The 12,837-nt window shown below is 55.2% G+C and carries 12 protein-coding genes and 1 pseudogene; 6 read left to right on the top strand and 7 right to left on the bottom strand.

Going from position 1 to position 12,837, the window contains the following annotated elements; genetic code table 11:
• The first annotated feature begins 139 nt into the window (after nt 1-139).
• From MVC73_RS04555 to MVC73_RS04535, 5 genes are all read left to right on the top strand, one after another.
• Nucleotides 140-1,018: an AEC family transporter gene (locus MVC73_RS04555; protein ID WP_297507491.1), complete on the top strand. Its 879-nt coding sequence runs from the start codon at nt 140-142 to the stop codon at nt 1,016-1,018.
• An 87-nt stretch (nt 1,019-1,105) separates the two neighbouring features.
• Nucleotides 1,106-1,477 carry a hypothetical protein gene (locus MVC73_RS04550; protein WP_297507489.1) on the top strand — a complete coding sequence of 124 codons (372 nt, stop codon included), beginning with the start codon at nt 1,106-1,108 and terminating at the stop codon, nt 1,475-1,477.
• 12 nt (nt 1,478-1,489) lie between these two features.
• Nucleotides 1,490-2,101, top strand: coding sequence for a hypothetical protein (locus MVC73_RS04545; protein ID WP_297507486.1), 612 nt, complete (start codon nt 1,490-1,492; stop codon nt 2,099-2,101).
• Nucleotides 2,098-4,749, top strand: a complete 2,652-nt coding sequence (locus tag MVC73_RS04540; protein WP_297507484.1) for a calcium-binding protein — start codon at nt 2,098-2,100, stop codon at nt 4,747-4,749. The genes MVC73_RS04545 and MVC73_RS04540 overlap by 4 nt, the downstream gene beginning before the upstream one ends.
• Nucleotides 4,750-4,789: 40 nt before the next feature.
• Nucleotides 4,790-5,809 (top strand): M42 family metallopeptidase, encoded by a 1,020-nt coding sequence (locus tag MVC73_RS04535; protein WP_297507482.1) that lies wholly within the window; start codon nt 4,790-4,792, stop codon nt 5,807-5,809.
• A gap of 136 nt (nt 5,810-5,945) precedes the next feature.
• Here MVC73_RS04535 and MVC73_RS04530 read toward each other — a convergent pair whose 3' ends face one another.
• From MVC73_RS04530 to serK, 6 genes are all read right to left on the bottom strand, one after another.
• Nucleotides 5,946-6,944: an SPFH domain-containing protein gene (locus MVC73_RS04530; RefSeq protein ID WP_297507497.1), complete on the bottom strand. Its 999-nt coding sequence runs from the start codon at nt 6,942-6,944 to the stop codon at nt 5,946-5,948.
• Nucleotide 6,945: 1 nt separating this feature from the next.
• Entirely contained in the window at nt 6,946-7,440 is a 495-nt protein-coding gene (locus MVC73_RS04525; RefSeq protein ID WP_297507480.1) for a hypothetical protein, read from the bottom strand.
• 9 nt (nt 7,441-7,449) lie between these two features.
• Complete coding sequence (locus tag MVC73_RS04520) at nt 7,450-8,343, bottom strand: hypothetical protein (RefSeq protein WP_297507477.1); 894 nt, start codon at nt 8,341-8,343, stop codon at nt 7,450-7,452.
• A 1-nt stretch (nt 8,344) separates the two neighbouring features.
• On the bottom strand, nt 8,345-9,313 hold the full coding sequence (locus MVC73_RS04515) for a hypothetical protein (protein ID WP_297507494.1): 969 nt from the start codon (nt 9,311-9,313) through the stop codon (nt 8,345-8,347).
• A gap of 96 nt (nt 9,314-9,409) precedes the next feature.
• The gene (locus tag MVC73_RS04510; protein ID WP_297507474.1) at nt 9,410-10,084 is read right to left on the bottom strand and encodes an HAD family hydrolase; all 675 of its coding nucleotides are present in this window, start codon (nt 10,082-10,084) and stop codon (nt 9,410-9,412) included.
• Between the two features lie 88 nt (nt 10,085-10,172).
• A complete protein-coding gene (serK, locus tag MVC73_RS04505; protein WP_297507469.1) occupies nt 10,173-10,901 on the bottom strand; it encodes an L-serine kinase SerK in 729 nt (242 codons plus the stop codon).
• A gap of 169 nt (nt 10,902-11,070) precedes the next feature.
• Between serK and MVC73_RS04500 the strand changes: the two are divergent.
• A pseudogene (locus tag MVC73_RS04500) lies at nt 11,071-12,215 on the top strand (DUF763 domain-containing protein).
• A 107-nt stretch (nt 12,216-12,322) separates the two neighbouring features.
• On the opposite strand, the gene MVC73_RS04495 reads toward MVC73_RS04500, so the two are convergent.
• On the bottom strand, nt 12,323-12,837 hold a 515-nt coding region (locus MVC73_RS04495; RefSeq protein ID WP_297507466.1), incomplete at its 5' end, for a DUF4143 domain-containing protein.

Raw genomic sequence — 12,837 nt, 5'->3', positions numbered from 1 at the left:
GCCCTCAGGTCGTCCATGCTACCACCGGGTACAGATTTTTGTAGTACAATTTTCTGTACTTAACTGGCGCTAAAGGTATATAAAAGTTTATCGGTTTAGATGCCAAAAACGTTTTAACGATCAGACCAAAATCTCAACCATGAACATCTACGAGATGCTCGCGCTCATAGCGGTTGGCTACGCCCTAAAGTACGCGGTCAGGGACGAGAGGCCCTTCCTCTGGCTGAACGTCTTCTCAACGCAAATCCTGCTCACGCTCTTCGTCTTCGGCAACGTCGCGAGCAAGGATTTGGGTTATTTAATCAGCGTAAAGCCCGTCTTCATCTACGTGATCCTCATAATAGCCCTTAGCCTCGGCCTCTCCTACCTCTACGCCCGCTTTTTCGTGAGTGACGAGCGCTGGGCAGGGGCTTTAATGGTGCTCTCGGTTTACCCCAACACCGCCGCGATGGGCTTCCCCATAGCGAGCCTCTTCCTCGATGATATAACCCCAGCCATACTCTACTCCACAACCAACAGCCTCATCGTACTCCCTCTGGCGAGCTTCATAGCGGCCCATTACTCCAGCGGGAAGGCCTCTGTAAAGGAGAGCCTCGTCAAGGCCCTCAAGTTCCCGCCAACGACCGCAAACTTACTGGCCTTAGCTCTGGTAGTTGCGGGCGTCAGGCTCCCTGCTTGGTTCCTTGAGCCGGTCAAGGCCGTCGGCTGGTGGAGCATTCCCCTCCTTCTCGTCTACTTCGGCTCGATAATAGACCTCCGCGAGTTCAGACTCAGGCACCTTCTTGAGGTCGGCCTATTCAGGAGCGTCCTTCCCTTCCTCTTCGTTCTCTTCACCCTCAGGGGCGCCGGAGATATTTACTACGCCGTCCTCGTCGAGTCCGCGATGCCTCCGGCGATAATGGCCAACGTCATCCTAGCCCACTACAGGCTCAAAGCGGAGGAGGGAATAGCCGTAACTGTTATCCTGAGCCTTCTCGTTCTTCTCTTCTTCACGGGCCTGAAATTCTTCGCCGGTTGAAAATTTAAAAATTTTTGAGAGGCCTAAGGAAAGCCTAATAAGGTTTCACGCCCTATTTTGTGCTCAATACTCCCGCGAGGTGTTGGTATGGGCCTCTTCGGGAAGCTGAAGTCCGGACTTAATTCTGCCTCAAAACACCTTAGGAAGAGGCACTTCAGGATGACCGCGGCAGAGCTTGCGGAGAACTGGGAAAAGCTGAGGGATGCCGGAGGTGTTTACTTCAGCCTCAAAAAGCACGCCCAGCCCCATGAGATTGACAAAATCCGCAGGGACGGCGAGGGAGAGTTGGAGAAGATTGAAATCTGGTACTACGCCGAGGGCGAAGACGAGGGCGTCTACGAGAGGGAAAAGGAGAGGTTTGATCCGGGGTCAGAGGTGTGGATCCACCTGAGTGAGGCACAGTACGAGAAGCTGGTTGAAAAGTACGGGAACTTCCTTGAGAGGTTTGAGGGAGGATAAGTACAGGAGGCAGTGGAAGTGAAGCCGGGAAAGCTTCTTCTCGTTGTCTTGCTTGCCCTCCTCGTTCTTGCAACAGGTTGCATCAATCAGGGCACGGGGACTTCCACTTCAACTTCCCCGACGAAGACCTCACACACAAGCCCCGTCTCCGGGACGGAATCCTCCCAAGCGACCCAAACGGAGACCGGGGGAACTTCAACGAGAACCGTTCAGCATCCAACGGGAATCAAAACCTACAGACTGCTCAACCGCACGGTTGAGATAAACGCCTCACTCATCCCAGATTCCGTCTGGGAGTGCTCCGATAAAGCGCCGTCAGTCATTGAGGGCTACTACAGCGCGGTCAGGAATGAGGAAAATGTCTCGGGCTTCTTCGACCTCTCGGTCGTTGACGAAGGCTCGCTGGAGGAGCTTCACAAAGCGCTCTACGAGGCGATTGACTTCAAAGATTTGAAGGTGGAAAACCTGGAGTGCTTCCCCGTCAGCACAAAACTTGTGGCGTGTAAATACCACTACTCAGCTGTTATCACCAAGGACGGCCAGCAAAAGGGCATCGAGAGAGACTACGTTACGTTCCTGTCTGGCGACAGATGCAAGATAGTCTGGACGGAGGCGGAAGGATGAAGCTCGCTCCGCTAATTCTCATGGGGATTCTCGTACTCTCGCTATTCCTCGCCCCACAGGCGCAGTCGGCGGGAAGCGGGACTGGCCAGAGCCTCGACTCCGACGGCGATGGGCTGAGCGACGCCTTTGAGATTGCCCACGGGTCTCTGCCCAACAACCCGGATAGCGATGGAGACGGCCTTAGCGACAAGCTGGAGTTCTACTACGGAAGCGACCCCACAAGGCAGGACAGCGATGCCGACCATCTAACCGATGGTGAGGAGGTATTCAAGTACGGGACGAGTCCCGTAAGCTACGATACCGACGGCGACGGCTTCACCGACTACGAGGAGCTGACAGGGAGGTACCTCGTTCAGGGCGTTGAGAAAGGAGTTCCCAGCGACCCGACAACGCCGGACACTGATGGGGATGGCCTTGACGACTACTACGAAGCGAGGGTTCTCACGTACCTCTACAGCAATAAGGAGAGACCCTTCTACACAAACCCCGACTGGGACGACGATGGGGTTCCAGATGGGGAGGAGCTTTACCGCTACGATGGGAGGTACCCAGCAGATGCGCCGGTTTACAACGCTGAAATGACTCCCTCACCGAGTCCGCTCTTCAACACGCCTTACTACCTCTGCTTCCTCGACAAGGACTGTGACGGCGACGGTTTGAGCGATAAGGAAGAGCTGGAGCTTGGAACGCTCGTCTACGCCAGAGATACGGACGGAGACGGCCTCTGGGACGGCTGGGAAGTAAAACTCGGCACGGACCCGTTCAGCGAAGACACCGACGGCGATGGACTGGGCGACCTTGAGGAGGTGATGCCCCAGCTCGTGAACATGGAGCTGACGGGGGAAGTTCCCCCGTGGCTTCCGCAGAGCCTCGGTGAGGTGAAGGTCTGGGACGGCGCGAGCGGTGAGGAGATAAGCCTCTCAAGGTACATCGGCTACTACCTCGTTCAGCCCGCCGAGGGCAGGTACCTCCTCTGCTCGTCGGATGAGAAAAGCTTAACCGTCCAGTACGGCCTCCCGGAGGACGTTTTCAGGGGAAAGACGTTTGAACACGACGGTCAGCTCTGCTTCCTCCTTCCTTCCACCGACCCGACCAGCCCAGACACAGATGGAGACGGGTTGAGTGACTCCGATGAGCTTCACTTCGACTACGTTTACACCTCCTACGATAGAGCCGACAACTCAACGTCGCTCATAGAGGGGCACCCGATAATCCTCGACCCGACAAACCCCGACACAGACGGCGACGGAGTTCTCGACGGGAGCGACCCGGTTCCCGCTCACTACGACTTCGACGGGGACGGCCTGATAGAGAACAACGCCTGCGCCTTTGCCTTGGACTGCGACGAGGACGGCGTTAGTGATAAGGTGGAAAACCAGTCAAAGACAGACCCGGCCAATCCAGATACCGACGGCGACGGTTTAACCGACTGGGAGGAGCTTTTCAGATACGGCACCAACCCGCTCGTCCAGGACACAGACGGGGACGGCTTTACAGATTTTGAGGAGGTCAAAGCCGGGAGCAACCCAAACGACCCAACCTCAAAGCCCCCAGCACCGCCTTCCACTCCAAAGCCTGAGTACAGGAAGGGGAACACTGCTATCAAGGAAACGCCGAGGCCAAAGGTTCACAGGCACATCGAGTTTCTCCTGAATGGAAGGAGAATCGAGCCCGATTCATTCATCACGGTGGTCGTTGATAGTGGCTCGGCGAACTTCGAGATAAAAGCCGACCCTATAACGGTGACTTTGCCAGACGGAAACGTTAAGGAATACCGGCTCACTGGAGTATCGCTCGGCGGAGACGACAAGGACAAGCTGGAGAAGGTAAGCGAGACCGAATACACGCTCAGCCTGCCGAACATCACAGAGATTGGCTTCGCCTTCGTCTCGTTTACGGTGGAGCTTGACTTTGGCGATAAACGCTACACCTACGAGTTCAACATTGAGGCTCGCTATAAGGCAAAGCCCGAGGTGAAGCTCGTAAGCTCCGAATGGCTTAACAGCACCGATGTGGGCCTTCTCTACTTCGAGTGCCACCACTGCAGGAACGTCACGATAAGCGCTCCCGGGGCGCTGATAAACGGAAAGGCCAAAAGGGTGATAAACTTCGGCTCGACGAGGCCGGTCAAGTACTTCTACGCGAGGCTGGTTCCCAAGCGCTACATCCTTCCGGGGGAGAACGTCGGCGTTATCTACACCAAATATAAGAACAGCGTTGAAGTCCTCAAGACTGGAAAGGACATAGGAGTTCTAACCGCGAAGATGGTGGAAGCGAGGAGCGTTGGAGCGAAGATAACCTATGGCATGGTGGCTTTAGCGAAGGGCGTGAAGACCGTTGTTGGAGGCGTCGAGGCCTTTATCCCAGAGGAAGAGAATGCACCTGAGACGGAAGGGCTTGAAACTCCCGATTCAGTCCGCTTTGACAAAGAGGCCTTCAAAGAGGGTTTACTCGACTGGGTGAAGGAGCAGTTAGTTGACAAAACCTTCGACTACGTCACCGAAAAAGCCGTCCAGTACGCCAACGAGGCGGAGATGGAGGCAAGAAGGGAGAAGACGACCTACCACGTAACGGTAAAGGCCTGCAACGAGTACTACTGCGAAGCCTACGGCTTCACGGTTTCTGGCTACGGCTACGAGTTCGGGTGAGGTTTTTAACTCCATTCTCCCTTTCCTTTTCGGTGATAACATGGAGCGCGTCGTCGAAATTCTCCGCGAAATACTTGAGATACCCTCACCGACGGGATACACGAAAGAGGTTCTTTCCCAAATCGAGAAGAGGCTCAACGATGCCGGAATTAAGACGTACTACACCAACAAAGGTGCTTTGATAGCTGGCAACCATCCAGAGCCCGAGCTTGTCATAGCGGGCCACGTTGACACGCTCGGGGCCATGGTCAAGGGAATCTTCCCGGACGGACACCTGAGCTTCACCCGCATAGGTGGCCTTCTCCTGCCGGCCTTCGAAGGCGAATACTGCACGATCATCACCCGCTCCGGGAAGAGGTTTAGGGGAACGCTCCTCCTCAAGAACCCGAGCGTTCACGTCAACAAAGACGCAGGCAAAAAGGAGAGGAAGGAGGAGAACATGTACATAAGGCTTGATGCCGAAGTCGAGAAGAAGGAGGACACCGAGAAGCTCGGGATAAGGCCCGGCGACTTCATAGCCTTCGACCCGAAGTTCGAATATGTCAACGGCTTCGTCAAGGCCCACTTTTTGGACGACAAGGCGAGCGTCGCGGTTATGATAGATCTGCTTTTAGAGCTTGGAGCGGAGAGGCTGGAAAAGCTTCCGGTGGCGTTCTTCTTCTCGCCCTACGAGGAGGTCGGCCACGGGGGCTCAGCAGGCTATCCACCGAGCGCTAAAGAGCTCCTCGTCGTGGACATGGGCGTCGTCGGGGAGGGTGTTGCCGGAAAGGAGACGGCCGTCTCGATAGCGGCAAAGGACTCCAGCGGGCCTTACGACTATGAGATGACGACCAAACTAATAGAGCTTGCCGAGAAGAGGGATATACCGCACGTGGTTGACGTCTTCCCCTACTACGGCTCCGACGGTTCTGCAGCATTAAGGGCCGGCTGGGACTTCCGCGTTGCCCTAATCGGGCCAGGGGTTCACGCGAGCCACGGCATGGAGAGGACGCACGTTAAGGGCCTTCTCGCGACGAAAGAGCTGATAAAGGCTTATATAGGGGAGAAATTCGGGATTTAAACTTTTCATGCTCTCTTCCCCCATCTTGATCTCAAGTATTTTCGGGCAAATTATTTTCGTGAAAATATAAGATTCTGCCCCCCATTACAACTTCCTGCCAGCAAAAAAGAGCCTCAAAAATATAGAAAGGGAGTGATTACTCTATCTTTGCACCGCACACCGGGCAGAACTTCGCGCCCTCGGGAACTATGTGGCCGTTGGGACAGCGCTTTATCTCGTGCCCGCAGTAGGGGCAGAAGCGCGCCCCCTTGGGAATCGGCTTCCCGCAGTAGGGGCATATTTCCTGCTGGGCCGCCGGTTGGGCGGGGGTTGCTTGTTGAGCGGGCTGAGCCGGTTGCGCCGGCGGAGTTCCCGCGTATGGCTGTGCCGGCTGGGCCGGTGGGACGGGTTGCATAAGCTGTGGAATAAGAACCATGCCCGTTCCGACGGAAGCGCTCCCGCTCTTTCCAAGTTCCGCAGCAACTTGCTTTGCCGTGTCCATCTGCATTACCGCCTGAGCGTTGCCCGTCTGCATTATCCAGAAGAGCCTCTGGCGCCATTCGTCGGTCGTGTTGACACCTTCAATCTTCACATCGACGAGCTCAAGGCCCAGCCTTCTGAAATCCTCCATGAGCTTGACCTTCACCTGCGTGCTCACCATGTCGAGGTTCTGGAAGAGGTCAACGATTGAGTAAGCCGAGAGGTGCTTCATCATGCCCTCGTTGAAGTAAGCCCTGATAAACTTGGTTACGTCCTGCGTGTCGTAGAGGCTCTGCCCGCCGACGACCTCGGTGATGAAAAGCACGGGATCGGCGACCTTGAACCAGTAGACGCCGTAGTACTTTATCGGAGCCAGCTCTCTCGTCTGCGTTTCTCCGCCATACCTCCCCTGGAACTCCTTCATGCTGACGAAGATTACGGTCGCCTTGAAGGGGCTGTTGCTTCCGCCGACGAGCTTGTATAAAAGCGGAAGGTTCTGCGTCGTCAGCGTGTGCCTTCCGGGGCCGAAGACGTCGTAGACTTTTCCATCGCGCATGAAGACCGCTACCTCGTACTCGTGGACTATCAGCTGAGCACCCCACTTTATGACCTCGTTTGGATAGCGCCAGATTATTTCGTCTTCACCCGGATTAACCCACTCAATAACCTGCACCATCTCACTCACCCACCACGACGCTCATCCTTCTGTCAAGGGTCTCCTCAAGGGCCCTCAGCTTGTCGTCCAGCTCTAGAACCGAAAGCCCCAGAGCTTGAGGATTTACGACCTCACTGCCAAGCGATTTCGCCTTGCTGAGTATCTCCTCGGCGAGGTCTATCATCTTGGCGTCGTAGTCTATGAGCATTTCGATTTCTCTCTCCCTTATCTTGATCCTGTCGAAGTAGCCCGCGTAGCCAGCTTCTGCGTGCCTCACCCTGCCCTCAAGGCCGACGAGCTTCTTCCTGAGCGAGTCCATCCCGACCAGCTGGGGACAGTTGAGCATCGCGCACCTCTGAAGGGCCCTTTCAATCTCCTTCCTTGCCTGAACCAGCAAATCGGCAATCTTTCCGCGGACGAGCCTGTCGTCCTCCCTCAGAAGCTCCTTCTTCTTGTAGCCGTGGAAGCCCGGAATGGCGAGCTCAAGCTTTTCCAAAAGCTTGGTTTCCTTACCCATCTTACCACCTCACACCTTCCTAAAGTAGACGTTGCCCCTCCTCACCCTCATTACCTCGCTGACCGTTCTTCTCTTGACCGAACCCTTTGAGAATATCCCCGCCCCGGCAGCTATTCCGGAGACGAGGCCGCCTATTATTCCCCAAGCGCTGGAGTAGAGGGCCGAGGCTATGAGCCCGAGGACAACTCCTGCACCTATAACTCCGGAGCCAAGGAGTGTCGCTTTCTTCCTAGCCTCGCTCATGAGCGGGTAAACGGCCCTAATCACCCTCCCGTCGGTTCCGTCAACGTAGTTGCCCCTGAAGGTTTCCCCGCCGTACTCGTAGGCTATCTCCCAGACGGGATAGTGAACGAGTCCCTGGAACTTGACCTCAAGCTCGGGTTTTCCGAGGTAGGAGCTTTCCTCCCTCGCCTCTTCTTTCAGGGCGTTCTCAAGCCTCGACCGGGCTATCGCCTCGGCTTCCTCTTTTTTCATCTCGGGCTCGTGGTAGGTTCCCTTCTTCACCATCGCCTCATCGAAGAACCTCTTTCCCCTGACCGGGAAGGGGTAGTCCATTAGGAGTGTCTTAAGGGGCGAACCCGCGGGAATTCCCAGGAACTCGACCTCTTCAACGGTCTCGCTGGCCTTTCCGTGGAGGTAGAAGAAGTAAACCGGGACCCAGTGGAGTTTCTTCTCAAGTATCTTCGCGTCAACTATGTCAGCGGGAGCGCCGTACTGCCTCGAAAGGAATTTCAAGAGCTTTCCTGCAGGGTCTTCTTTCATCGGAGGGAAGAAGTAGTGCTCCTCCTTCGCTTCCTCGCCGGTGTGGACATGGAAAGTCGTCCCGCAGTAGGGGCAGGTGACCACGCTAACGGTGTCGGGAACCTTAAACTTGGCCGAGCAGGTTGGACACTGAACCTCCATCTCAGCCACCCCTCTCGACCCTCTGCCCTTCAAGGACTTTGCTTCCAAAGAACCAGCCGATTCCACCGCCTATGGCGGTAAGGATGAGCGCTCCCACAGCGCTCCCGGTGTAGGCTGAGCCAAAGGCTCCGAGCAGTATTCCTATTCCCGCTCCCGTCAAATACTGCGCCCTCCTGAAGACGTTCATGGGCTCGGTTGCGGCAACCCTCTTCCTGTCCCAGCCGGCGAAGACCGCGTGAAATATCGAGTTCTGGTACCTGTAATAGACAGTCCACATCGGGAGAAGGAGCAGCTTAACGTCCTTGGGCTCGTCCGTGTGAACATCAAAGAGCTCTATCCTGTCCGACTTGTCGAGGAAGCGGTTCCTCACTATGTCAACGGCATCTTCCCTCATCATTAGCTTGGCGTGCCTTTCGTCCATCTCCGTGTTGAGGATCTCAAGCTTGACTTTACTCCACTCGTCTTCATCGAGGTCGAGGAGCCTCTTTCCCTCCGGCCTGGTCTTGGAGAAGTGCTTTATGAGGTCGTCCACGCCGAGGCTCTTTACCTGCCTTCTCGCCGAGCCGAGCAGGTGCATGTTTTCGTTCACCCTCTCCGTGTAGTGCCTCTCCACCGTGTGGCAGTGGGTGTTTCCTTTGGAGTCCGTGTGGCACTCCTGTTCCCGCCTCATATAGCGAACCGTTCCGTAAACGTGGACGATACCGCTCCAGTAGGGAGCGTAGTGGCCCTCTATCTCGACAACCCCTATCTCGTCCTTTATTCTCCTGAGGTCGAAGTCCTTCTCAACGTGCTCCCAGAAGGCCTTGGCTATGGCGTTCTTGTTCACGGAGGGGATTATGAAAATGCTCTCGGTTTTCAGGTTCCCGCTTATGTGGTTAGGGAAGCCGCAGTAGGGGCAGATGGCCACTATCGTCTCGGGCGACACCTCAAGCGGCGCTCCACACCTCTCACATCTGAAGCCCGCTTCCATGGTAACCACTAAAAATAGTATCGGCGCGGAAGTATTTAAGGATTTTTCAGGGGCTTTGAGTAAGGGTGGAACTGAACGTGCGGAAGACTGCTGGCGTTAAACCTTAGGGGAACGTTTGGAAAGGAGTTCCCTCACAAGCTCCACAAGCTCCCACAGGTTTTCCACGTAGTAGTCGGCACCCTCAACCTTTCCAAAGCGCGTCACGTTGACGGTCCTTAAACCGGCCCTCTTTCCGGCCAAAACGTCGTGAATGCTGTCGCCGACCATTATGGCCTCCTCCGGCTTCAGGTTGAGGGCCTTCAGGGCCTTCTCGACGAGGTAAGGATTGGGTTTAACCCCGTCGAGGTTGGAGTAGTCCTTTCCGATAACGACCTCAAAATAGCGGTCGAGGCCGAAAGCACCCAGAACCAGCCTCGTGTTTTCCTCGGTGGCGTTGCTAACTGCACCGAGCTTTAAGCCCAGCTTTCTGAGCTCGGCAAGGGCATCCACATCCGGGAAGGGCTTTACCTTCCCAAGCCTGAGCATCTCCTTCCTGTATCTGTGGTTGACCCCGTCTATTATCTTCCACATCTCAACCGGGTCTATGCCAAGGTTTTTCACATAAGTCCTCGGTAGTTCACCGGTTACGGTCTTCCTGTAGGTCTCATAGTCGATGAAAATTCCGGCCCTTTCAAGCTCGGGCTTCACCAGCTCCTCGAACCACTTCCTGTGGTCGTAGCCCTCGTAGTAAACAAGGGTCTCGTCAACGTCGAAGATTAAACCTTTAACCATGCCTCAGCCTCCTGGACCGCTCATCACCGCTCAGCCGGTTGATCCATCTTCATCGGCGGAAAAAGTAGGGGAGGGAGCTTAAAAACCTTCAGAAGAGCTCTTCAAGCTTGACGTCTATTCTGTCCGGGTTGAAGGGCAGGACGTGCCTGGTGGTCTTTGGCGAGTAGACCTCGCCGCGCTTGACGAGCTCCATGACTTCCTCCTTGCTCGGGGCCTTCCTGATGAAGACGTAGTCGATCTCGCCCTTGGCCATGTCCTCCCTCGCGTCCTCCTTGAGGCCGTAGTAGATGAGCTCTATCTTCCCTTCAACGCTCATCTCGTCGAGAACCCTGCTTACCTTCTTCTGCTCCTCCAGCGAGCCGGGGATGGCGAAGCTCTTCTCGCCGACGAGGGCGAAGGCTATCTCCCCCCTCTCGGCCTTCTCCTCCGCCTCTGGATCCTCGATGACCTCAAGGCCCTCTTCCCTGAGCCTCTCAATGACCTCGTTGAGGTCTCCCTTGAAGGCAGGATACCATGTATAGACCTTGACGTCGTCGCTGAAGTAGTCGAGTATGACTGAAGGAGCCCTCTTTGCTCCAAGCTTCTGCAAACCTGCCCAGCGATGGTGGCCGTCAACTATAAGGTACATATCCTCCCCTGGAACCTTGGCGAGGAGCATCGGCTTCCAGAAGATGCCACTCCCGGTTACGCTCTCGATGAACGCCTCAAGCTCCTTCTGGACGAGCTGCTCATGGGGCTTCATCTTGTCGAGCTCGATAAAAACGTAGTCAACCTTTTTGGTCGGGATGTCGTACTTCGGAACCTTTTCAACTCCCATTCTCAACCCTCCGTAAGCGTTAAACCTTCAGACCCTCCTCGAAACGAGGGGTAAAAAGGCTTTCCCTTTCGTAGGGACAGCCTTTCCCGGGCATTTTGCGAAAAAACAGGAAAAAGCATGAGGATTTTAAGGGACAACCGTTAAAACACCAAAGTCCCAACTAGCTCCGATGAGGAACGTCGCCGATCTGCCCCTCCACGGCGGCCATGTTCCAGCGTGGCTCGCCCAGAGGATGAGAAAGCTGACGAGGTTAGTTCTCATCTTAGCCGTCGAGGAGTACGGCACGAAGGGTCTCCTTGAGAGGCTCTCTGACCCTGTGTGGTTTCAGGCGTTTAACAACGTCATAGGGATGGACTGGGACAGCAGTGGCTCAACCACCGTAACGGCCGGCATGATAAAGGACGCCCTCTGGAAGGAGGAACTCGGGGTAAAAGCCGCCGGCGGGAAGGGTAAGAAGAGCCGGGCAACTCCCGGGGAGCTGAAAACCATCGCAGAGCTATACGACCTCGATCCCGGGCCGTACATCAGGACTTCGAGACTGGTCGCGAAGGTCGATACCGTTGCCCTCCAGACGGGCTACCAGCTCTACCACCACGTCTTCTTCCTCGATGAGGAGGGCAACTGGGCTGTGATACAGCAGGGGATGAACGAAAAAGCTAAGCTCGCGAGGCGCTTCCACTGGTTCGACGCTGAAACATTCACCCTAGATCCGCACAAGGCCATCGCAGGGCTGAAGAGGGATTTCGCCCTCAACACCGTATCGAGAGAAGCGAGAGAGTACCAGAAAACCCTCCTCGACCTCGCTCAGGAAAAGCCAGAGAAGATAGAGCGCGAGCTTGAGAGTTTAAAGGCCATGGCGAAGGGCTACCGCCCGCTGGTCTATTACAAGCCCCGCGAGCCATGGGAGAAAGACCTGCTAAAGCGCTACGAGAGTCTCGGGGGATTCGAGCTCAACAAAAGAGCACTAGAATTTGTGAGGGAGCTCAGCGTTTCAAACTACGAGGAGTTTTTGCTTTTGAAAGGCCTCGGACCGAGCACGCTGAGGGCTTTATCGCTCGTCCTTGAGCTGGTTTACAACGTTCACCCGAGCTGGAAGGACCCGGTAACTCACCCGCCAGCCCCTTCAAGTTCAGCTACGCTGTTGGAGGCAAGGACAGGGTGCCGTTCCCGATTGACAAGCCGGCCTACGACGAGCTGATTTCTTTCTTAGAAGAGCTCGTCACTAGGCACCCCGAGGAGAAAGCCCTCATTAGGAACGTTACAAAGATAACGAAGAACTGGAAGTTCCCGGAGGGAGAGAAGAGGGCAACTTAACGGATTGTTGCATCATGATTAGTCTAATCGTGTTGCAACCACCACTCATTTCTCCAAGTTGTGCAGTGTAGTGCATAAAATTCAGAATTTTTGTGCAGTGTAATGTTTTAAGTGCATACCTTTCCACCGAGGAGCCATTTCCACAGCGGAACAACTTCCACGGTCATTCCGCTCTCGTTTAACTTTTCCTCCTGATCCCACGTTATGAGCAAGAGCTTTTTAACCCCGAGCCTTTTTCCTGCTTCAACTAGGTTCCCTACTTCTCTCCGGTAGTTGTCATCCTTAAGTTCCCTCGTCACCTGTATGAGGCATTCAACTCCAGAGCGTCCTTTAACCACGAAGTCGACCTCTCCCCTTTCCTTCCAGTAGTGGAGGGGATAACCCCTTCTGGTGAGTTCCACGGCAACGGCGTTCTCCATCCGCCTTCCAAAGTCCGGGGAGTTGAGGTTCGATGGCTCGATGAAGGCAGAATCGACAACGTAAACTTTTCTTGGCGATTTTGGTGTCTCTTTGAGCTTGTAGGAGAACCTCCTGGCGATTAATACGAGGTAGGCCTCCTCAAGGTAGTCAACGTAGTTCCTGAGGGTGTGGACGCTCCCGACGTCGAAGAGGTTCTTAAGCC

This window comes from Thermococcus sp., from assembly GCF_027052235.1.
Classification (GTDB): domain Archaea; phylum Methanobacteriota_B; class Thermococci; order Thermococcales; family Thermococcaceae; genus Thermococcus.
The sequence above is the reverse complement of the archived record's forward strand: the minus strand, read 5'-3'. Positions and strand labels throughout refer to the sequence as shown.

Coding starts and splice junctions, on each gene's coding strand:
- MVC73_RS04555 (WP_297507491.1), top strand. CDS start 140: ATGAACATCTACGAGATGCTCGCGCTCATAGCGGTTGGCTACGCCCTA.
- MVC73_RS04550 (WP_297507489.1), top strand. CDS start 1,106: ATGGGCCTCTTCGGGAAGCTGAAGTCCGGACTTAATTCTGCCTCAAAA.
- MVC73_RS04540 (WP_297507484.1), top strand. CDS start 2,098: ATGAAGCTCGCTCCGCTAATTCTCATGGGGATTCTCGTACTCTCGCTA.
- MVC73_RS04535 (WP_297507482.1), top strand. CDS start 4,790: ATGGAGCGCGTCGTCGAAATTCTCCGCGAAATACTTGAGATACCCTCA.
- MVC73_RS04530 (WP_297507497.1), bottom strand. CDS start 6,944: ATGGTGCAGGTTATTGAGTGGGTTAATCCGGGTGAAGACGAAATAATC.
- MVC73_RS04525 (WP_297507480.1), bottom strand. CDS start 7,440: ATGGGTAAGGAAACCAAGCTTTTGGAAAAGCTTGAGCTCGCCATTCCG.
- MVC73_RS04520 (WP_297507477.1), bottom strand. CDS start 8,343: ATGGAGGTTCAGTGTCCAACCTGCTCGGCCAAGTTTAAGGTTCCCGAC.
- MVC73_RS04515 (WP_297507494.1), bottom strand. CDS start 9,313: ATGGAAGCGGGCTTCAGATGTGAGAGGTGTGGAGCGCCGCTTGAGGTG.
- MVC73_RS04510 (WP_297507474.1), bottom strand. CDS start 10,084: ATGGTTAAAGGTTTAATCTTCGACGTTGACGAGACCCTTGTTTACTAC.
- serK (WP_297507469.1), bottom strand. CDS start 10,901: ATGGGAGTTGAAAAGGTTCCGAAGTACGACATCCCGACCAAAAAGGTT.